Consider the following 20004-nt stretch of genomic DNA (forward strand, 5'->3'; position numbering starts at 1 on the left):
ACTTGTTTAATGCTATAAAAAACGGCGCTATAGAAGCGCCGTTTTTTTAACTATGATTTGTACAAAGTGCAATTAGCTAAGTGGTCTTAGGTAAGCAAGGAAACGCTTCTCTGCGAATTTGAAAATCGCAATAATGATAAACGTTAGCCCCATGTAGAATAGGCCTGCTGTTAAGAACGATTCAAATGGTGCGTAGTAACGTGAGTTAACCAAACGGGCAGCACCAGTTAGATCCATAATGGTTACGATACCTGCTACCGCCGAACCATGAAGCATAAAGATAACTTCATTACTGTAAGCTGGTAATGCTCGACGTAAAGCGCTTGGCAGAATGATGCGGCGGTATGTCTTGGGTGTGCTCATACCATAAGCTTTTGCTGCTTCAACCTCACCTTTAGGCAAGCCGTTGATAGCGCCACGAATGATTTCTGCTGTGTATGCCGATGTGTTAAGAATGAATGCCACCAAAGCACAAAACCATGCATTTTCCCATAGGGTATCTTTTACTGGGAAGAACTGATCCATTCCGTAGTAAATTAGGTACAACTGCACCAATAATGGCGTACCACGGAAGAAATAGATGAACGACCAAGCTGGAGCGTTAATCAGCATATTGGGACTGTTACGAGCAATAGCTAATGGTATTGCTACACATAAGCCAATGATCAAAGCGACGCAAACCATCCAAGCCGTTGTCCATAAACCACTAAGGTAAATCGGCAGGCTTTCAATTATCAATGAAAAGTCCATAACTACCTCGCGTGGATACTGAATTTACGTTCAACCAACTTAAGCAAGCCCGTCGAAACACTGGTGAAGAATAGGAAAATAAGAGCCACTGTCATATAAAAGGTAAATGGCATTTTGGTTGAACCAGCAGCCAATGCACTAACACGTACCATGTCCTCTAGGCCGATAATCGAAACCAACGCGGTGGTCTTAAGTAGAACCAACCAGTTGTTACCAAAACCCGGCAGTGCGTGACGAATCATTTGAGGTAACAGAATACGGCGGAACGCTAAGACGGGTCCCATGCCGTAGGCCTTTGCCGCTTCCATCTCACCGCTGTCGACAGCCATGATTGCACCACGGAAAGTTTCAGCCATGTAAGCACCAAAGATAAAGCCAATGGTTAAGACACCAGCAATGAATGGGCTGACATCGATATAATCAGGTAAGTAAGCGGTCCATTCATGGTTAGGATCACTTGATGTGAACCACTCATTGAGCCACTCATTGATGGAATACAAACTGTTGTTTAAAAGGATTTGTCCACCAAAGAAAATCAACATCATCAATACGAGATCAGGAATGCCTCGAATAACGGTTGTGTAGAGGGTTGCAATTGCACGAGCCCAGCGATAAGGCGCAAGTTTTGCTAAGGCACCTAGCATACCAAGAACCATAGCTAAAATTAGCGACAGCAAGGCAACTTCGATTGTAAGCACCGCCCCTTTCAGGATCGAAGCTTCATATCCTTGTAAATCAAACATAATGAATTCCAACAGAACTGCGAAAAAGTTGGTAAGACAGGGAGAGGAGAACCTCTCCCTTAAGAATTGACGCTAGATATTACTGACCGTATACGTCGTAGTTGAAGTATTTAGCTGCGATATCTTGGTAGATGCCTTTTTCACGTAGTGAAAGGATTGCCGCATCTAATTGCTTAGTCAGATCTTTGTCTTGCTTACGTAGAGCAATACCAAAACCATCGCCGAACCATTTAGGATCTGTTAGTGATGGGCCAACAAACTCGTAGTCTTCACCACCCGCTTTGTTTAGTACGCCTTCTTCTAGAGCCGATGCATCACCCAGTACAGCAGCAACACGACCGTTAGCTAGATCAAGGTAAGCTTCATCGAATGAACCGTAACGAACGATCTCTACTGTGTCGCCGTAGTTGTCTGTTAGGTACTTATCGTGAGTTGTTGCACGTTGAACGGCAATTTTTTGACCACTTAGATCATCAAAGTTAAGGCCTGCACCTTTTTTAGCGATGAACTTGTTTGGGATAAGTGCGTATTTACCAGTGAAATCGATCTTTTTCTTACGCTCTTCCGTGATAGACATTGCCGCGATGATCGCATCATATTTACGAGCAAGTAGAGAAGGAATAATGCCATCCCAATCTTGTGCAACGATCTTACACTGCACCTGCATTTCGGTACAAAGCGCGTTAGCCATGTCAACATCGAAGCCTTTTAGTGAACCATCAGCTTCCGTCCAGCTAAATGGAGGGTAAGCACCTTCAATACCGAAACGTACTGTTTTCCATTCTTTTGCTTGAGCTACGCCCGTTGCAGCAGTTGCAGCAGTTGCAGCAAGTGCCGCGACTAATAACCACTTTTTCATATCCCTACTCCTGTGATTTAGGTTTTTATGTTTTGCTAATTTTAATATTGTGTTTGTTGTTACTTATTAACTTACTTGTTGTGTTTTATTGTTCATACCGTCGCCATTTTCCTTAGCGGCGGTATTTCAATCTTGATTCGTCTGAACGCTTTGCTTTGTTTTTAAGAAGCCATCTATTTTCTACTTCTCTACTGCGCTCTACTGCTAGTAGAAGCCCATCTAACGTTTAGAACATTAATAGATAGAAGAGATAAACTGTTGTAATCGCTCAGATTCAGGTTCTGTAAACAGTTTAGCTGGATCGCCCTGTTCTTCCACTAGACCTTGATGTAAGAACATCACATGGTTCGATACGTCACGAGCGAAAGCCATTTCATGTGTTACCACAAGCATGGTTCTGCCCTCTTCTGCTAGATCGCGCATTACACCAAGCACTTCGCCTACTAACTCAGGGTCAAGTGCAGATGTTGGTTCATCAAACAGCATAACCTCCGGATCAACCGCTAGCGCTCGCGCAATAGCAGCACGCTGTTGTTGTCCGCCAGACAAGTGACCCGGGTAGTAATCTTTACGCTCATACAGACCAACTTTCTTCAGTAGTAACTCTGCATTTTCAATCGCTTGCGCTTTAGGTACACCTAAGACGTGAACAGGCGCTTCGATAACATTTTCGAGAACGGTCAGGTGAGACCACAGATTGAAACCCTGAAAAACCATCGCTAGGCGAGAACGGATTCGCTGTACTTGTTTTTCATTGGCAGGAACTGAAACACCTTGGCGGTTGTTTTTCATTTGAATTAATTCGCCATTAACCCAAATTTCGCCGGCGGTAGGTGTCTCTAAAAGGTTGATACATCTAAGGAAAGTACTTTTACCAGACCCAGAAGATCCGATAATCGAGACTACATCGCCTTTATGCGCAGAAAGTGAAATTCCCTTTAAAACTTCATTTTGACCAAACGTTTTGTGTAGATCCTTTATGTCCAGCGCTGGTACATCTTTCATGCGCTTTCTCTCCCAAGTTTGTGAAAATGCAAGGTACTCCGACCTTTTCATGCGATACAAACTAGCACCACACGGAATAACATGCAACAAATTATTAACCTAATAATTTGGAATAAATAGCGATTCACTCTGACTTATTATGCAAAAGGTAGCGTTTTCACCTCAATTTAATGAATGAGTTCTATCAATAAGTCGTAATTACCACTCTTACATTGTTTAAATAAAGTTAATCAAAATGAGATTCTCGTAGCCTGATAGCTCACAAGAAAAACACGTTTTGTGAACTTAGAAACATCGCTGCCGAAAACATGCAACCAGAGCATTCAGCGCACCCCCTCCATCAATCACAGTTCTGTTTGAAGTCATTACATTGTAAGTATGTCAAAAGGAATGGATGACAATCGAATAATAGTGAAATAACTCAGTACGCGTTAAGCATTCAGCTAATACCATAGCGGGAGAGGTTCAAAGAAGATTGGAAAACGTCAGTTTGTGAAAACAAATTACACTTTTTATCAACGGTACGTTAATGAATCGCTGCGTTTTGTAGCTTTCTTTCACATACACTCATAAAGTGATCAAGATCAATCACCCTAAAGGGTAAGCTTGTTAGACTCCTCAATACAAAATAAGGCATTAAAAATGCCAAACATTTCTTTTAACTTAGCTGCATAAAGCACATCAAAACCGTGCAACATAGTGTTAATAAGTTATAACTAAGAAATAACGCAATTACGCGAACTTATTTAATTCAATTTTAGAATTACTAACATAAAAATATGAGGAATCTATGTCAGACGTTGTGAATAATGCGAACTCTGAAGTAGAAGAGAAAAGCTATAAAGAGCTACACCGCCCTTCTTCGGAATTTGAGAGCCGCTCAGATTATCTAGATCACGAACTTCAAATCATGAAGCCTCGCCGCTTCGGTTTAAACCTTCCAGGCCGTGATTTCCGTTTTGAACTTGAAGACCTTGTTCCTGCACTTGCTGGTACCATAGGTATCATCGCGATGTACTCAGCAGTAATGATGTCTTGGGCTGATGGCCTAACCCAAGCTTGGGATCACGTAAACCTAGGTAAAGACTTCGCAATTGAAGTCGCTCGTGTAGAAATGCTTATTCCTGCACTGCTGTTCTGTATTCTTGCTTCTGGTTTCTTCAACCCTAAAGCAAACCTTGCCGGCAACCACGGCCCAATGATCCCTCTTATTGGTACCATCGCTCTCGCTGGTGCTCACCCTCTTGCATTGGCAATCCTTATCGGTGTCTTCGGTCTAATCCTAAGTTTCCTAAAAGGCGGCTCCAAGCTGGTTAACCTGACTTCGGAAGGTACCGCTGGCGGCTTACTCATTTTCTTAGGCCTAACAGGCACCATGAGCCAAATTAACTCGATTCAAGCATGGGCGGTTGGTCTTCAATCTTCTACTGTTGAAGCAGGCAGCATGGGTTACGTTGGTTTAATCGTTCTTGCTATTACGATTGCTATCTACGCTTTCTTAGCAAAAGTGAACAAGCGTTGGTTGGCTATCCCAGTTTGTGCATTCACAGGCCTTGCTATTGCATTAGCACTAGGTGCTGGTTTCGATATCGTATTCGAAACTGAAATGGGTATTCCAAACCTAAACCCAGTTTACTGGTGGGGTTCTACTTCTGAAGGTTGGATGCTTGGCTTGCCAAACGTTGAACACTTCATTGCTTCTTTACCATTCGCAATTCTTGCTGTAGCAATGTGGTCGCCAGATTTCCTAGGTCACCGTATCTTCCAAGAACTGAACTACCCTAAACGTTCTGAAAAAGTACTTATGGATGTTGATGACACAATGACTATGTGTTCAGTTCGTCAAATGGTGGGCACTGCAGTTGGTGGTGGTAACATCACTTCTTCTTGGGGTACTTACATGATCCCAGCAGCAATCGCGAAACGTCCAATTCCTGGCGGCGCAATCTTGCTTGGTTCTTTATGTATTATTGTTGCGATTCTTGGTTTCCCAATGGACGTAGCTGTATGGCCACCAGTGATGCGTGTTGCGCTGCTTGTAGGTGTATCTCTGCCTCTACTTGAAGCGGGTATGCAAATGGTTAAGGATTCAAAAGATTCTCAAGCAGCGGGTATCTGTATCTTCGGTTCTGCGGTTGTTAACCCAGTATTAGCATGGGCACTGACTATGCTTCTAGATAATAACGGTCTAATTGGTGATAAAGAGCGTGCGAAGCGTCTATCATTTGTAGACAAGATTGTTATCCCAGTTGGCGTTTTGGTTATCTGTTTAGTAGCAATGCTTGCAGTTGGTATGCTAGAAAGTCAATATGGCCTAAAAGCTTGGCTATAATGGTTCTAACTACACAAAAGTAGTATTGGTATTAAAAAAAAGTTTGGGTGGCAACCCCTGCCACCCATTTTTTTTCAACTTTTTTTGGCATTTATTGATTTAGTTTAAGGTTTACAGAAATTTTTTAGCGTAGTCTTGAATACATAGAGTAAAGACAACATATAAAAGGTAGTGACAATATATATAACCATATGATGCGAATATGCTCATATATATTGTTATTAATAAGAGTGTACTACCCTTACGAGGGGCGCTGGCTCAACAGTGTTAATGTACGTATTTTTTCTACTAAAAAGGTAGGTATGTCATGGCAGAGCAATTTGCTAAAGCTTGGGAAGATTTTGCTGCAGGTGAGTGGCAAAGCGAAGTAAACGTTCGTGATTTCATTCAAAAGAACTACACGCCGTATGAAGGCGACGAGTCTTTCCTAGTTTCTGAGGGTACTGAAGCAACTAACAAGCTTTGGTCTTCGGTAATGGAAGGTATCAAACAGGAAAACGCAACTAAAGCACCTGTAGATTTCGATACTTCTGTTATCTCTACCATTACTGCTCACGATGCAGGTTACATTGAGAAAGATCTTGAGACTATCGTTGGTCTACAAACTGAGAAGCCACTAAAACGTGCAATCATCCCTAACGGTGGTGTACGTATGGTTGAAGGTTCTTGTAAAGCATACGGTGAAACTCTTGACCCAATGGTTTCAAAAATCTACTCAGAATACCGCAAAACACACAATGCTGGCGTTTTCGATATCTACACTCCTGATATCCTAAAATGTCGTAAGTCTGGTGTTCTGACTGGTCTTCCTGATGCTTACGGCCGTGGTCGTATCATTGGTGACTACCGTCGTGTTGCACTATACGGTATCAACTTCCTAATGAAAGACAAAGCGGCTCAATTCGCATCTCTACAAGAGCGTTTCGAGAACGGCGAAGATCTTTCTGCAACAATGCAATTGCGTGAAGAGATCTCTGAGCAACATCGTGCTCTAGGTCAAATCAAGCAAATGGCTGAGAAATACGGTTTCGATATCTCTGAACCAGCTCAAACTGCTCAAGAAGCTATCCAGTGGACTTACTTCGGCTACCTAGCTGCTGTTAAGTCTCAAAACGGTGCTGCAATGTCTCTAGGTCGTACTTCGACTTTCCTAGACATCTACCTTGAGCGTGATATCGCTGCTGGTAAAATCACTGAAGACCAAGCTCAAGAAATGATTGATCATTTCGTAATGAAGCTACGTATGGTTCGTTTCCTACGTACTCCTGAATACGATGAGCTATTCTCTGGCGACCCAATCTGGGCAACAGAGTCTATGGGTGGTATGGGTATCGACGGTCGTACGCTAGTAACGCGTTCGAACTTCCGTTTCCTAAACTCTCTATACACAATGGGTCCATCTCCAGAGCCAAACATCACTGTTCTTTGGTCTGAGCAACTACCTGACGGCTTCAAGCGTTTCTGTGCGAAGGTATCTATCGATACTTCTTCTATCCAGTACGAAAATGATGACCTAATGCGTCCTGACCTTGATTCTGATGATTACGCAATCGCTTGTTGTGTATCACCAATGATCGTTGGTAAGCAAATGCAGTTCTTCGGCGCTCGTGCTAACCTTGCAAAAACGATGCTTTACGCAATCAACGGCGGCGTTGATGAGAAGCTTAAAATGCAAGTTGGCCCAGTTGGCGACAAGATCACTGACGAAGTACTTAACTACGATGACGTAATGGGTCGCCTAGACACATTCATGGATTGGTTAGCTAAGCAATACGTGACAGCTCTAAACAGCATTCACTTCATGCACGACAAGTACAGCTACGAAGCGTCTCTAATGGCTCTTCATGACCGTGACGTTCGTCGTACTATGGCTTGTGGTATTGCTGGTCTGTCTGTTGCTGCTGACTCACTGTCTGCAATCAAATTCGCGACGGTTAAACCAATCCGCGACGAAGATGGCATTGCAACTGACTTCGAAATCGAAGGCGATTACCCTAAATACGGTAACAACGACTCTCGTGTAGATGACATTGCTTGTGAACTAGTTTCTACGTTCATGAACAAGATCCGTAAGCTTAAGACTTACCGTGATTCAATCCCTACACAGTCAGTTCTTACTATCACGTCTAACGTGGTATACGGTAAGAAGACAGGTAACACTCCAGACGGTCGTCGTGCTGGCGCTCCTTTCGCTCCGGGTGCTAACCCAATGCACGGTCGTGATGAGAAAGGCGCTGTAGCTTCACTAACGTCTGTAGGTAAACTACCGTTTGCTGATGCTCAAGATGGTATCTCTTACACTTTCTCTATCGTGCCAAACGCGCTAGGTAAAGAACAAGACAGCCAACGTGCTAACCTTGCAGGCCTAATGGATGGTTACTTCCACCACGAAGCTGGCATTGAAGGTGGTCAACACCTTAACGTTAACGTTCTTAACCGCGAAACTCTTGAAGACGCAGTTAAGCACCCTGAGAAATACCCTCAGCTAACGATTCGTGTTTCTGGTTACGCTGTACGCTTCAACTCTCTAACTACAGAGCAGCAAGCTGACGTAATCGCACGTACATTTACTGAGTCTCTATAAGCTCACGCTAAATAGATAAGTAAAATGATATTAGCCCCGCCAATGTGCGGGGCTTTTTTATATCATCCAGAAATTTATTATTTCGTCTTCACTATACGAAACGTCAGATTGAGCAAAAAACCCGTCATCTATTCACTTTTTTTTCACACCTAAACTCTAATTACGGTACTATCTTGGTTCATAATTTAAGAGTAACTGCTCCATGAAATACCTGCGTTGTTTACCCCTGCTCCTTCTCTCTTTTTCATCTTTAGCATCTGAGCGTTCTACGCTAACTTTCGCTTTAGATAATGATGGTATTTTTGGTGTCGACCAAGACTATACCAACGGCTTATTTCTGGGTTACACATCGTCAAGTATTACGCCATACAATTGGGTGAAACCATTGAGTCTCTCTTACTGGGGCGCAAGCTCTCTAGATAAATGGGAAATCACCATTGGCCACAAGATGTATACGCCTTCTGATATTGAGTTAGAAACGCCATCGGCTAATGACCGCCCATACGCAGGTTACCTACATACAGATTTCAACTATATCAGTTTGAACCCACAACAAGCCCAACGTTTTAACATTACCTTCGGTACAACAGGCGAACGTGCACTGTCTGAAGATGCTCAAAAGTTGGTTCACTCGATCACAAAATCAGATGAGCCTATGGGTTGGGAATATCAGGTTGACGATGAGTGGGCGGGGAGCGTTGGTTACTTAAGCCATTTCAACATAATGCGTAATCAAGCGCTAGCAAATACAGACTACGAGATCTCTAACGTTTCAGAGATCAATGTAGGCAACTTTAGAAGTGATATCCAAACGGGCTTCATGTTCCGTTGGGGTACCGACTTAGGTGGTAACTTTGGCGCGGCTAACATCAGCACTGAAAACCCATTTAAAGCTGGCATGATTGGCGCATCCAATACGGGTTGGTTTACCTATGCTGGCCTCGAAGGGCGTTACCGATTTAACGACCTCACTATCGAAGGTGATCGCTCTGGTGTTGACGAATACGCAAATAAAAACAACGAAAACCCTGCGATCTACGATGTGACATTAGAGAACATCCAAGCGACAGCCGTACTGGGTGTTGCTTGGTATAACCAATACGTTGGTGCCTCTTTTGCGCTAACGGCCAAAACGCCTGATTACAAAGAAGCGAAAGAATCGATTTATACCACTGGTGGCATAACTATGTTTGCTTTCTTCTAACCACCAGCAAGGGCTCTTGTCCTTTATTTTTCCGGGTTTAATAAAGGCGATCACCTTCACAGGTGATCGCCTTTCTTTTTAAAGACCTCGTTACCATTTGACCCTATTTTATGTACCGTTTTTGTAATAAAATACACGGTATAAATTCCTCTACGAGAATAGCTCATGTCTACAACTGGTCGCATTCACTCATTCGAATCTTGTGGTACTGTCGATGGCCCTGGTATCCGCTTCATTGTGTTTCTTCAAGGCTGCTTAATGCGTTGTATGTACTGCCATAACCGCGATACATGGGATCTTCATGACGGAAAGGAAGTAACGGTCGAAGAGATCATCAACGAAGCAAAATCATACCGTCATTTCATGAAAGCATCGGGCGGTGGTATCACCTGTTCTGGTGGTGAAGCGATGCTACAACCTGAGTTTGTTCGTGACTTTTTCCAAGCGGCGCAAGCTGAAGGCATTCACACTTGTCTTGATACTAATGGCTACATTCGTAAGCACACTGAAGTGGTCGATGAAGTACTAGAAGCCTCTGATCTAGTGATGTTGGATCTTAAACATATGCGAGATGAGATACACCACGATTTCATTGGCGTATCAAACAGACGTACTCTGGATTTTGCACGCTACCTGCATAAAATCGGTAAGAAGACGTGGATTCGTTACGTGATAGTTCCTGGCTACACGGATACGCCTGAAGATGCTCATCTTCTTGGTGAATTCATTAAAGACATGGATAACATCGAGAAAATAGAACTGCTTCCATACCACAAGCTTGGTGCTCATAAATGGGAAGCGCTTGGTTATGACTACCCTCTTGAAGGTACAAATCCGCCAAGCAAAGAGAAAATGGACGAGATTGTTGCTGTTCTAAGCCAGTACCATTCAAACGTAAAGTACTAATCTAGACTTACGTTCATAGTGTTTTTAAACGCCTCAATTTCGATTGGGGCGTTTTCTTTTATGATTATACCAATCGTAGTAAATAGTTGGTCATCCTAGCTGGTTAAAACGCTCAATAACTGCGTTAGAAATTTTGATTGTAGAATAACCACTTATCGAAACTTTCTGCCTTGTTCTCAAGCCTTTTTCCTGCGCTATTTATGATCACTTATTTACTGTGATTGGTATTAAAATAATCCTTTCACTTTTCTTTACAACTTTTGTTTATCAATTCAAAAAATCATATTAAATCCGTGTTGAGATCATGTTTCCACTCGTAGGAATGCTGTTACTCTTACTGCAACAAAAGAATATAACATTTAGTTTTTTAGTGAGGCTTCTCCCATGGAAATGACCAATGCTCAGCGTCTAATTCTATCAAATCAATACTACCTAATGTCTCAAATGGATCCTGAGAACTCAGCTAAATACCAACGTCTACAAACGGTTGTAGAGCGTGGTTACGAACTTCAAATGCGTGAACTTAATAAAGAATTTGGCTGTTTGACTGAAGCCGAGTGTCGCGAAGTTATCGACATCATGGAGATGTACCATGCCATGCAAGAGTCGAACAAAATGCTAGCAGAACAAGAACGTGCTGAAGTAGACCAACGTCGCCTACAGTTCCTAGGTTTTGATATCGCTTCTGAAGCTCAGAGCGTACATTACGTACGTTTCCTTGTTGATTCTGAAGGTCTTTACCCTCAATTCGACAAAGCAGATCACCACTTCAATAGCCAAATGCCAATGCTAGAGAAATACCGCCGCATGCTAACAACATGGCGCAACTGCCCTCGTCAGTACCACCTATGTGCGACAGAGCTATCTCAAATCTTTAGCGCTTAATACATTTATTGATCAGCTCTAACTTTTAAAAAGTTTCAAAAAAGGGTTACTCATCATGAGTAACCCTTTTTTAATGTCCGCATTTAGAGAGAGAAACCAAAGCAACTAGAAGACGTAAGCAACACCGACGTTTGCAGCCATGTTAATGCCACTTTCAAGTATTGGGCTGTTCTCAATATCACCTTCAAGGTTGGTATAACGAACACCGTCGGTTATTCGAACATTTGACGTCACATGTATGTAGATAGTCCACTTTCAGAAGTGGGCTTTTTTATATCAAAGCGCAAGTAACGATGTTGTGTAAGTCTGCAGATAATGAATATTCACAAACAGAAAACGGGACTTATGAAGCGATGTGGATAAAAAGTGTACTTCAGATACAGAAAACGCAAATGAATCATAAAGATAAGATATTAAATGTGGAACCATTTCCAATTAATTTCTCTGATATCGCCCTTTAACCAACGAACACAAACCTAGTATTTATAACCAATTAAGTCATTCATCTTTATTAATTCCACTTCGAAAAATTTAATACAAATTAAAAACCATCGATCGATTTTGAACGGTGTTTTTTATTTTAAATAAGATAGCTAGAATGCTCCCCGAAATTTATTAACCAGAGCGATAAACAAAATGAGAAAATTCATCCTTGCATCACTAGCTATCATGTCTACTTCAGCTTTCGCAGCTAACGAAATGTACGTACTTGGCGGCGTTGGCATTAACGAAGACGACACAGGCGCACAATTCACTGTTGGTTCACAAGTTCTTGATACAAACTTTTATTTAGAATCAACCATGAATTACATCGATTCAGATATCAGCGATGTTACTTCAGACGTAAACGGCGACCTAACTAAGCACAAGGGCGATTACCAACACTTCAAAATGTCTCTAGCGCCAATGTATAAATATAGTTTCGATGAATCTTTTGCTATCTACGGTAAAGTTGGTCTTGCTTACTCAAACTTTAATTCTAAATCAACGATCACTGATAAAGATGGCTCAGTGAATAACAAGCATTCAAATAGTGAATGGGGGGCAACTTACGGCATCGGTGCTGAATTTAAGTCAGTGCAACCAATGTTTGGTAACTCGAAGTTTATGGCACGTGTTGGTTTTGATTGGTACGACTTCAGCTCAGGTGGTCTAAATCTAGGCAGTGACGGCACTCTAGGTCTACAGGCCGGTTTCACTTTCTAAGGTATGAAGTAGAAAGGTTTTACACTAATTGAGCTGATCATCGTTATTGCTATTCTTGGTATCTTAGCGTTAACCGCTGCCTCAAGTTTTTAAACCACTGGGTGAAAAGTTTGGTAGTAAATTGATTTGTAGAAAAGTCACTGGTGGGAGCTAAATCTAGCCATGTCTTTCCTTGATTCGATTCGATTACTGTAATAATCGGTCGGTACTTCGCATAAATAAAAAGGGTTACTCATCATGAGTAACCCTTTTTTAATGTCCGCATTTAGAGAGGGAAACCAAAGCAACTAGAAGACGTAAGCAACACCGACGTTTGCGGCCATGTTGATGCCACTTTCAAGTATTGGGCTGTTCTCAATATCACCTTCAAGGTTGGTATAACGAACGCCACCAGTGACCCGGATATTTGGCGTCACATGCAAGTAACCACCTAAACTAATAAAGTACTGACCATCCCAGTCTGCATCGAACTCATTCAAATTAGTTCTCGACGCTTCTGCTGAACTCACCCCGTATAAGTGGTTATTCAAGCGCTCACTGTTATAAGCATAACCAATAGAGGGTGTAATCGCCCACCCATTGCGACGAATCGGTAAACGCCATGCAGCTTCCGCATAGATACCATTATGCCTAAACCCTAAGTCAGAGCCTGATGTCGCTTCAAACATCCCGACCAAGGTGATCACTTGGTAGCTAATGCCACCTAATACTGATGCTTTACGTTCATCTAACTTTTGAATATCAACGTTATCAGAATCACCCGGCTTTAATGTTCTAGAATCATAAACCGCTCGAAACACAATATTCTGTGGTGAGCCCGCAGGAAGTAAGCGATAACCTGCACTGAATCCACGCATGAAAAAGTGCTCACCTTCATAGCCAATCATAGGAATCACAGCGCGGTTTGACGGTGTATCTTTATAGACAGCAGGAGAATAAGAAGCGGCAACGCCCAGTGACCACTGTGATATTTTTGCATGTGTTGCTGTCGAAGCCAGTAACGCAACACTGATAGCCACTATTTTTAACCCATAATTCTTCACTACATCTACCTATTTATTGAGCAATTTTTGATAACGCTGCGCATTATATGGTACTTCATTCCAGTAAATCAATAGAGCTCAGTTATACATCTAATACACATAAATCCAGTGTGAGTATTATTAAGCGACCTAAAATCACAAAACAAACGGCTAGATCCCCTCGAATGTAAAATAATTGGATTCTACACGCCTCAAGTTGCCTATTGCGCTCGATAGGTTTTTCACACGCAAAATTGTAAATAAATACATAATTGTTAAGCAAAATTGTGCAAGCGGGTCTAACCTTAAAATGTAGGGAGAGCCTATTTTTCAATCGCTCATCAGTTTTGACTGGTTAACAAGGGGAATGTGACTATGAGTATTTTTGACCACTATCAATCACGTTATGAAGCAGCCAAGGAAGAAGAGCTCACATTGCAAGAGTTCTTAGGGCTGTGTAAAGACGATAAAAGTGCTTACGCTAACGCTGCTGAGCGCTTACTACTGGCCATCGGCGAACCGGAGGTTATAGACACCGCTCAAGACCCCCATCTAAGTCGTATTTTCTCGAACCGTGTCATCTCACGCTACAGCGAATTTAAAGATTTCTACGGCATGGAAGATGCGATTGAACAGATTGTTTCTTACCTAAAACACGCTGCACAAGGCTTAGAAGAACGGAAGCAAATCCTTTACCTGCTTGGCCCTGTGGGCGGTGGTAAATCTTCCCTTGCTGAAAAACTCAAAGCACTGATGCAAAAGCTACCAATCTATGTGCTGTCTGCAGATGGTGAACGAAGCCCTGTGAATGATCACCCCTTCTGTCTATTCGACGTAAACGAAGATGGCGACCTTTTGAAACAAGAGTACGGAATAGAGAAACGTTACATACGCTCTATCATGTCTCCTTGGGCAGCGAAACGCCTCCATGATTTCGGTGGTGATATCTCTAGATTCAAAGTCATCAAACTACGCCCTTCGATTCTCGACCAAGTTGCGATCGCGAAGACAGAGCCTGGTGATGAAAACAACCAAGATATTTCTTCTCTGGTTGGTAAAGTCGATATTCGTAAACTTGAGCACTTCTCTCAAGATGATCCCGATGCCTACAGCTACTCTGGTGCGCTGTGTAAAGCCAACCAAGGTGTGATGGAATTCGTGGAGATGTTCAAGGCGCCAATCAAAGTCTTGCACCCACTTCTAACGGCAACGCAAGAAGGTAACTTCAACGGTACTGAAGGACTTTCTGCACTGCCATTTGACGGTATGATTCTAGCTCACTCAAACGAATCCGAGTGGCAGACCTTCCGTAACAACAAAAACAACGAAGCCTTCCTCGACCGTGTGTACATTGTAAAAGTCCCTTACTGTCTGCGCGTCTCTGAAGAAGTTAAGATCTACCAAAAACTGCTTGAGCACAGTGAGCTGTCGAAAGCCCCTTGTTCACCAAGCACACTCGATCTGCTATCGCAATTCAGCATCCTATCGAGACTGAAAGAGCCTGAAAACTCTTCTCTGTTCTCAAAAATGCGTGTTTACGATGGTGAAACTCTAAAAGACACCGATCCAAAAGCGAAGAGTTACCAAGAGTACCGAGATTATGCTGGCGTTGACGAAGGAATGTCTGGGCTATCAACGCGTTTCGCCTTTAAGATTCTGTCTCGAGTGTTCAACTTCGACCAAGCCGAAGTGGCGGCAAACCCGGTTCACTTGTTCTACGTAATTGAACAGCAAATCGAACGTGAGCAGTTCCCTCAAGAAACCGCTGAGAAGTACCTTGAGTTCTTGAAAGGATACTTAGTACCACGTTACGTAGAGTTCATTGGTAAAGAAATTCAGACCGCTTACCTAGAGTCTTACTCTGAGTACGGACAGAATATCTTCGACCGCTATGTCACCTACGCTGACTTCTGGATTCAAGACCAAGAGTACCGCGATCCAGAAACAGGCCAACTATTTGACCGTGCTTCTCTGAATGGTGAACTAGAGAAGATCGAGAAAACAGCCGGTATCAGTAATCCTAAAGACTTCCGAAATGAGATTGTGAACTTTGTGCTTCGTGCCAAGGCCAACAATAACGGTCAAAACCCAGTTTGGACCAGCTACGAGAAACTGCGTACTGTGATTGAGAAGAAAATGTTCTCCAACACAGAAGAGCTACTTCCTGTTATTTCGTTCAATGCTAAGACCTCAACGGATGATCAGAAAAAACACGACGACTTCGTTGCTCGTATGATGGAAAAAGGCTACACCGAGAAACAAGTTAGACTGCTATCCGAGTGGTACCTAAGAGTTCGTAAATCCTCATAACCAAACTGTACTGAGCTGTTCAAGTGAGCAGCTCGTACATAATAAAAAGTAGGATCGCGACATCAGCTGAGAGGGAGTTCTTATGGCACAATTTATCGATCGGAGGCTCAATGGCAAAAATAAGAGTGCTGTGAATAGACAGCGTTTCTTACGACGCCATAAAGAGCAAATCAAAGAATCTGTGGCCGATGCAGTCAACCGACGCTCAATCACCAATACTGAAACCGGTGAAGACGTCACTATTCCCCATAAAGACATCAAAGAGCCAAGCTTTCACCAAGGTCAAGGCGGCGTAAGAGAACGCGTTCACCCAGGTAATGACCAGTTCATCACGGGCGATAAAATTGAACGTCCTAAAGGTGGCGGTCAAGGTGGTGGCGCAGGCCAGGGTGACGCAAGCCCTGATGGCGAAGGCCAAGATGAATTTACATTCCAAATTTCAAAAGATGAATATCTTGATATTCTCTTTGAAGATTTAGCTCTTCCTAATCTAGAGAAGAATCAGGTCAACAAAATCACCGAATGGAAGACACATCGCTCTGGTTATCAAAGCGCGGGAATTCCTTCCAACATTGCTATCGTTCGTTCACTGCAGCAATCTCTGGCTCGTAGAACCGCGATGACAGCAGGTAAAAAGCGCGAGCTTAACCTACTGATGGAGCAGCTTGACCAAGTTAAAATGACGGAACCAGCACAACCCTTTGAAGAAAGTCGTTTAAAAGAAGAGATTGCCGAGTTACGTAAAAGAATTGAAAGCGTGCCATTCATTGACACCTTCGACCTGCGTTTTAAAAACTACGAGAAGCGCCCTATTCCATCTAGCCAAGCCGTTATGTTCTGCCTAATGGATGTATCTGGCTCAATGGATCAAGCCACGAAAGACATTGCGAAGCGCTTTTATGTCCTTCTGTATCTGTTCCTAAACCGCACCTACGAAAACGTCGATGTTGTGTTTATTCGTCACCATACTCAGGCTAAAGAAGTCGACGAACACGAGTTTTTCTATTCACAAGAAACCGGTGGCACCATCGTTTCCAGTGCACTGAAACTGATGAAGGAAATTGTCGCAGACCGCTATCCTGCAAATGAGTGGAACATCTATGCAGCACAAGCTTCTGATGGAGATAACTGGGCTGATGACTCTCCTCGTTGTAAAGAGCTATTAGTCAATACACTTCTGCCAACTTGCCAATATTACTCTTACATCGAAATAACACGCCGCTCTCATCAAACGCTTTGGCACGAATACGAAAAACTCGAGAGTAGCTTTGACAACTTCGCCATGAAAAATATTAAAACGGTGGATGATATTTTTCCTGTGTTTAGAGAATTGTTCCAGAAAGAGACAGCGTAAGGGGGCTTGCCATGTCAGCGAAATCAAACGTTGCAGAAAAAGACAAAGCGACACAGAAGAGAAACGACAAGATGCTGCCTGATGGTCCAGATTGGACATTCAACCTCTTGGAACAATATCACGTAGAAATTAAGCGTGTGGCTCAGCATTACCGTTTAGATACTTACCAGAACCAAATTGAAGTGATTACTTCTGAGCAGATGATGGATGCATACTCGAGCATCGGTATGCCGATCAATTACAATCACTGGTCATTTGGCAAAAAATTCATTCAAACCGAGCAAAACTACAAGCATGGTCAGATGGGATTAGCGTACGAAATCGTGATCAATTCAGATCCTTGTATCGCATATCTGATGGAAGAGAACACGGTCACGATGCAGGCGCTCGTAATGGCTCATGCTTGTTACGGCCATAACTCTTTCTTTAAGGGCAACTACCTATTCCAAACCTGGACCGATGCCAGTTCCATCATCGACTACCTATTATTCGCTAAAAAATACATTACCGATTGTGAGGAAAAATACGGTGTTGCCGAAGTCGAACAACTTCTCGACTCTTGTCATGCCCTCATGAATTACGGCGTAGACAGATACAAACGCCCTGAGAAGATTTCCATAGCTGAAGAGACAGCAAGGCAAGAAGAACGTGAAGCGTATCTGCAATCTCAAGTCAATGAGCTGTGGAGAACTGTGCCTAAAAATCAAGACAAGGAAAAAGAGACCAAAATTCGCTTTCCTAGTGAACCTCAAGAAAACATTCTCTACTTTATCGAGAAGAACGCACCACTACTTGAACCTTGGCAGCGTGAGTGTGTTCGCATTGTTCGCAAGGTGAGCCAATACTTCTACCCTCAAAAGCAAACTCAAGTAATGAACGAAGGCTGGGCAACCTTCTGGCACTACACCATTCTTAACCACCTTTACGACGAAGGCTTGGTGAGTGACAAGTTCATATTAGAATTCCTACACAGCCACACCAGCGTGGTCGCACAGCCCGCCTACAACAGCCCTTATTTCAGCGGGATAAACCCTTATGCGCTTGGCTTTGCGATGTTTAGAGACATCCGACGTATCTGTGAAGAACCAACCGATGAAGACAAAGAGTGGTTCCCTGAGTTAGCCGGAAGTGATTGGCTAGAAGCGGTGCACTTTGCCATGCACAATTTCAAAGATGAAAGCTTTATCAGCCAATATCTTTCACCAAAGATCATTCGAGACTTTAAACTGTTCTCTGTGCTCGACGACGACCGTAAAAACACCATTGAGATAAGTGCTATTCACGATGACCCAGGCTATCGCTTGATTCGTGAAAAGCTTGCGGCTCAATACAATCTAAGTAACCTTGAACCGAATATTCAGGTGTTTAACGTCGATGTTCGTGGTGATCGCTCGATGACACTGCAGTATGTGCCTCACGGCCGTATCCCGCTTGATAAAGGCTATGACGAAGTGATGAAACATCTCTATCGTTTATGGGGCTTTGATGTAATTTTGGAGGAGGTCAAAGATACTGGTCATAGAGAAATTCTGACCACTTGTCCAAAGCGCAATGATTATGGAGCAAAGATTTAATACCAGCCACAGGAAGTAAGTGGTTGGTATAAGACTCCGCTCCCCCTACAACATAGTGGTTAAACCCGCTCGGAAGTGGAGCAATAAAAAAGCGCATAAGTCTGATGACTTATGCGCTTTCTTTTTAAGGCTTAAACGTCTTCAATAGACGCAAGGCACTAAACCTAGATACTAGAGCTAAAACTAAATAAGCTTAAACAATCGGCTTTTGGCCGCGTTCAATCAGCTTCATCAGCACGCTGTCTGCAGATTTACCTGCCACGCCCGCTAGTTTGTCTGACAGCTTTTTCTTCTGTACGTAGTGAATCGCTAGAACCGTTTTGTCCTTACATGCCGCTACGACTAAATCATCAGAAGTGCTGATCTCATCCACCAGCCCAAGCTCATGTGCTTGTGTACCAAACCAGTGTTCACCGGTTGCTACTTTTTCAAGATCTAACGCCGGGCGGTGGTCGCGGATGAAGTCTTTGAATAGGCCATGTGTCTCTTCGAGCTCTTCTTTAAACTTCTCGCGTGCTTTATCGCTGTTCTCACCAAACATAGTAAGCGTGCGTTTGTACTCACCCGCCGTTAGCTGTTCGAACTCAATGTCATGCTTTTTAAGCAATTTATTGAAGTTTGGCAGTTGAGCAATAACACCAATAGAGCCAACAATAGCAAAAGGTGCAGATACAATTTTGTCCGCAATACATGCCATCATGTAACCACCACTCGCGGCTACTTTGTCTACCGAGATAGTCAGAGGCAGGCCTGCTGCTTTGATACGGTCGAGTTGAGAAGACGCCAAACCATAGCCGTGAACCATGCCACCGCCAGACTCAAGTTTAAGCAATACTTCATCGCCTTCACGAGCCACAGCTAGAACCGCTGTTACCTCTTCACGTAATGAAGCCACTTCTTTCGCATCAATGCTGCCATTAAAGTCGAGAACGAATAGGTGTGGTTCACGCTTGCTATCAAGCTCACCCTCTTTCGCTGCTTTCTTCACTTCTTTGCCACGTGATTTTACTTTTTCTTTTTCCGCTTTCTTTTCTGCTTTATCACGAGCTTTGATGAAAGCATCATCATGCAAATGGTGCTCTAGTTGTTCAATCGTTTGTTTGTGGTGTTCAGATAGGTTCGTGATTTCCAGCTCACCTTTAATCGCGCTTGATTTTCCACCCACCGATTTAGCAATCACTAAAATTGCAATGATGGCGATTACAACGGTCGCAATCTTGGCTAAAAACAAGCCGTAGTCCAACAAAAATTCCAATGTCATATCCCCTAT

General features: G+C 43.0%; 16 protein-coding genes and 1 pseudogene. 10 read left to right on the forward strand and 7 right to left on the reverse strand.

The features are described 5' to 3' along the window. Nucleotides 1-72: 72 nt before the first annotated feature. The 4 genes from AC3CIA_RS10575 to AC3CIA_RS10590 form a co-directional block, all read right to left on the reverse strand. On the reverse strand, nucleotides 73-750 hold the full coding sequence (locus tag AC3CIA_RS10575; protein WP_004736535.1) for an ABC transporter permease: 678 nt from the start codon (nucleotides 748-750) through the stop codon (nucleotides 73-75). A 2-nt stretch (nucleotides 751-752) separates the two neighbouring features. Further along, a complete protein-coding gene (locus AC3CIA_RS10580) occupies nucleotides 753-1493 on the reverse strand; it encodes an ABC transporter permease (RefSeq protein ID WP_004736534.1) in 741 nt (246 codons plus the stop codon). Nucleotides 1494-1572: 79 nt separating this feature from the next. Then, nucleotides 1573-2352 carry an ABC transporter substrate-binding protein gene (locus tag AC3CIA_RS10585; RefSeq protein WP_017095697.1) on the reverse strand — a complete coding sequence of 260 codons (780 nt, stop codon included), beginning with the start codon at nucleotides 2350-2352 and terminating at the stop codon, nucleotides 1573-1575. A 234-nt stretch (nucleotides 2353-2586) separates the two neighbouring features. Next, nucleotides 2587-3357: an ABC transporter ATP-binding protein gene (locus AC3CIA_RS10590; protein ID WP_004736532.1), complete on the reverse strand. Its 771-nt coding sequence runs from the start codon at nucleotides 3355-3357 to the stop codon at nucleotides 2587-2589. Between the two features lie 790 nt (nucleotides 3358-4147). Here AC3CIA_RS10590 and AC3CIA_RS10595 point away from each other — a divergent pair. From AC3CIA_RS10595 to AC3CIA_RS10615, 5 genes are all read left to right on the forward strand, one after another. Beyond that, complete coding sequence (locus AC3CIA_RS10595; protein ID WP_017083998.1) at nucleotides 4148-5689, forward strand: DUF3360 family protein; 1542 nt, start codon at nucleotides 4148-4150, stop codon at nucleotides 5687-5689. A 307-nt stretch (nucleotides 5690-5996) separates the two neighbouring features. Next, on the forward strand, nucleotides 5997-8273 hold the full coding sequence (gene pflB / locus AC3CIA_RS10600) for a formate C-acetyltransferase (RefSeq protein ID WP_102445107.1): 2277 nt from the start codon (nucleotides 5997-5999) through the stop codon (nucleotides 8271-8273). Nucleotides 8274-8475: 202 nt separating this feature from the next. After that, nucleotides 8476-9477 carry a lipid A deacylase LpxR family protein gene (locus tag AC3CIA_RS10605; RefSeq protein ID WP_488518100.1) on the forward strand — a complete coding sequence of 334 codons (1002 nt, stop codon included), beginning with the start codon at nucleotides 8476-8478 and terminating at the stop codon, nucleotides 9475-9477. Between the two features lie 165 nt (nucleotides 9478-9642). Further along, nucleotides 9643-10383: a pyruvate formate lyase 1-activating protein gene (gene pflA / locus AC3CIA_RS10610; protein ID WP_004736528.1), complete on the forward strand. Its 741-nt coding sequence runs from the start codon at nucleotides 9643-9645 to the stop codon at nucleotides 10381-10383. 384 nt (nucleotides 10384-10767) lie between these two features. Continuing rightward, a complete protein-coding gene (locus AC3CIA_RS10615; RefSeq protein ID WP_004736527.1) occupies nucleotides 10768-11268 on the forward strand; it encodes a YfbU family protein in 501 nt (166 codons plus the stop codon). Nucleotides 11269-11373: 105 nt separating this feature from the next. Here AC3CIA_RS10615 and AC3CIA_RS10620 read toward each other — a convergent pair. Then, nucleotides 11374-11511 (reverse strand): annotated as a pseudogene (locus tag AC3CIA_RS10620) (MipA/OmpV family protein); the annotation flags it as partial. Nucleotides 11512-11904: 393 nt separating this feature from the next. On the opposite strand from AC3CIA_RS10620, the gene AC3CIA_RS10625 reads away from it, so the two are divergent. Together AC3CIA_RS10625 and AC3CIA_RS10630 are read left to right on the forward strand one after the other, a co-directional pair. After that, complete coding sequence (locus AC3CIA_RS10625; protein ID WP_004736526.1) at nucleotides 11905-12474, forward strand: outer membrane beta-barrel protein; 570 nt, start codon at nucleotides 11905-11907, stop codon at nucleotides 12472-12474. Nucleotides 12475-12513: 39 nt separating this feature from the next. Next, on the forward strand, nucleotides 12514-12567 hold the full coding sequence (locus AC3CIA_RS10630; protein ID WP_488518895.1) for a hypothetical protein: 54 nt from the start codon (nucleotides 12514-12516) through the stop codon (nucleotides 12565-12567). A gap of 194 nt (nucleotides 12568-12761) precedes the next feature. Here the strand turns inward: AC3CIA_RS10630 and AC3CIA_RS10635 are convergent, their stop codons facing one another. Further along, on the reverse strand, nucleotides 12762-13517 hold the full coding sequence (locus AC3CIA_RS10635) for a MipA/OmpV family protein (protein ID WP_488518101.1): 756 nt from the start codon (nucleotides 13515-13517) through the stop codon (nucleotides 12762-12764). A gap of 354 nt (nucleotides 13518-13871) precedes the next feature. On the opposite strand from AC3CIA_RS10635, the gene AC3CIA_RS10640 reads away from it, so the two are divergent. The 3 genes from AC3CIA_RS10640 (at nucleotide 13872) to AC3CIA_RS10650 (ending at nucleotide 18734) form a co-directional block, all read left to right on the forward strand. Continuing rightward, nucleotides 13872-15806: a PrkA family serine protein kinase gene (locus tag AC3CIA_RS10640; RefSeq protein ID WP_004736581.1), complete on the forward strand. Its 1935-nt coding sequence runs from the start codon at nucleotides 13872-13874 to the stop codon at nucleotides 15804-15806. An 82-nt stretch (nucleotides 15807-15888) separates the two neighbouring features. Next, nucleotides 15889-17160, forward strand: coding sequence for a YeaH/YhbH family protein (locus tag AC3CIA_RS10645; RefSeq protein ID WP_488518102.1), 1272 nt, complete (start codon nucleotides 15889-15891; stop codon nucleotides 17158-17160). An 11-nt stretch (nucleotides 17161-17171) separates the two neighbouring features. Continuing rightward, nucleotides 17172-18734 carry a SpoVR family protein gene (locus tag AC3CIA_RS10650; RefSeq protein WP_171327814.1) on the forward strand — a complete coding sequence of 521 codons (1563 nt, stop codon included), beginning with the start codon at nucleotides 17172-17174 and terminating at the stop codon, nucleotides 18732-18734. Between the two features lie 193 nt (nucleotides 18735-18927). On the opposite strand, the gene sohB is transcribed toward AC3CIA_RS10650, so the two are convergent. Then, the gene (sohB, locus tag AC3CIA_RS10655; protein ID WP_009849001.1) at nucleotides 18928-19989 is read right to left on the reverse strand and encodes a protease SohB; all 1062 of its coding nucleotides are present in this window, start codon (nucleotides 19987-19989) and stop codon (nucleotides 18928-18930) included. Between the last annotated feature and the right edge of the window lie 15 nt (nucleotides 19990-20004).

It is taken from the genome of Vibrio sp. QJM3NY_27 (assembly GCF_057785955.1).

Excerpts from the sequence above, each read along its gene's own strand:
- AC3CIA_RS10585 (WP_017095697.1), bottom strand. The coding sequence starts at position 2,352 with ATGAAAAAGTGGTTATTAGTCGCGGCACTTGCTGCAACTGCTGCAACT.
- AC3CIA_RS10605 (WP_488518100.1), top strand. The coding sequence starts at position 8,476 with ATGAAATACCTGCGTTGTTTACCCCTGCTCCTTCTCTCTTTTTCATCT.
- AC3CIA_RS10590 (WP_004736532.1), bottom strand. The coding sequence starts at position 3,357 with ATGAAAGATGTACCAGCGCTGGACATAAAGGATCTACACAAAACGTTT.
- AC3CIA_RS10640 (WP_004736581.1), top strand. The coding sequence starts at position 13,872 with ATGAGTATTTTTGACCACTATCAATCACGTTATGAAGCAGCCAAGGAA.
- pflA (WP_004736528.1), top strand. The coding sequence starts at position 9,643 with ATGTCTACAACTGGTCGCATTCACTCATTCGAATCTTGTGGTACTGTC.
- AC3CIA_RS10595 (WP_017083998.1), top strand. The coding sequence starts at position 4,148 with ATGTCAGACGTTGTGAATAATGCGAACTCTGAAGTAGAAGAGAAAAGC.
- AC3CIA_RS10625 (WP_004736526.1), top strand. The coding sequence starts at position 11,905 with ATGAGAAAATTCATCCTTGCATCACTAGCTATCATGTCTACTTCAGCT.
- AC3CIA_RS10575 (WP_004736535.1), bottom strand. The coding sequence starts at position 750 with ATGGACTTTTCATTGATAATTGAAAGCCTGCCGATTTACCTTAGTGGT.
- AC3CIA_RS10580 (WP_004736534.1), bottom strand. The coding sequence starts at position 1,493 with ATGTTTGATTTACAAGGATATGAAGCTTCGATCCTGAAAGGGGCGGTG.
- AC3CIA_RS10645 (WP_488518102.1), top strand. The coding sequence starts at position 15,889 with ATGGCACAATTTATCGATCGGAGGCTCAATGGCAAAAATAAGAGTGCT.
- AC3CIA_RS10650 (WP_171327814.1), top strand. The coding sequence starts at position 17,172 with ATGTCAGCGAAATCAAACGTTGCAGAAAAAGACAAAGCGACACAGAAG.
- pflB (WP_102445107.1), top strand. The coding sequence starts at position 5,997 with ATGGCAGAGCAATTTGCTAAAGCTTGGGAAGATTTTGCTGCAGGTGAG.
- AC3CIA_RS10615 (WP_004736527.1), top strand. The coding sequence starts at position 10,768 with ATGGAAATGACCAATGCTCAGCGTCTAATTCTATCAAATCAATACTAC.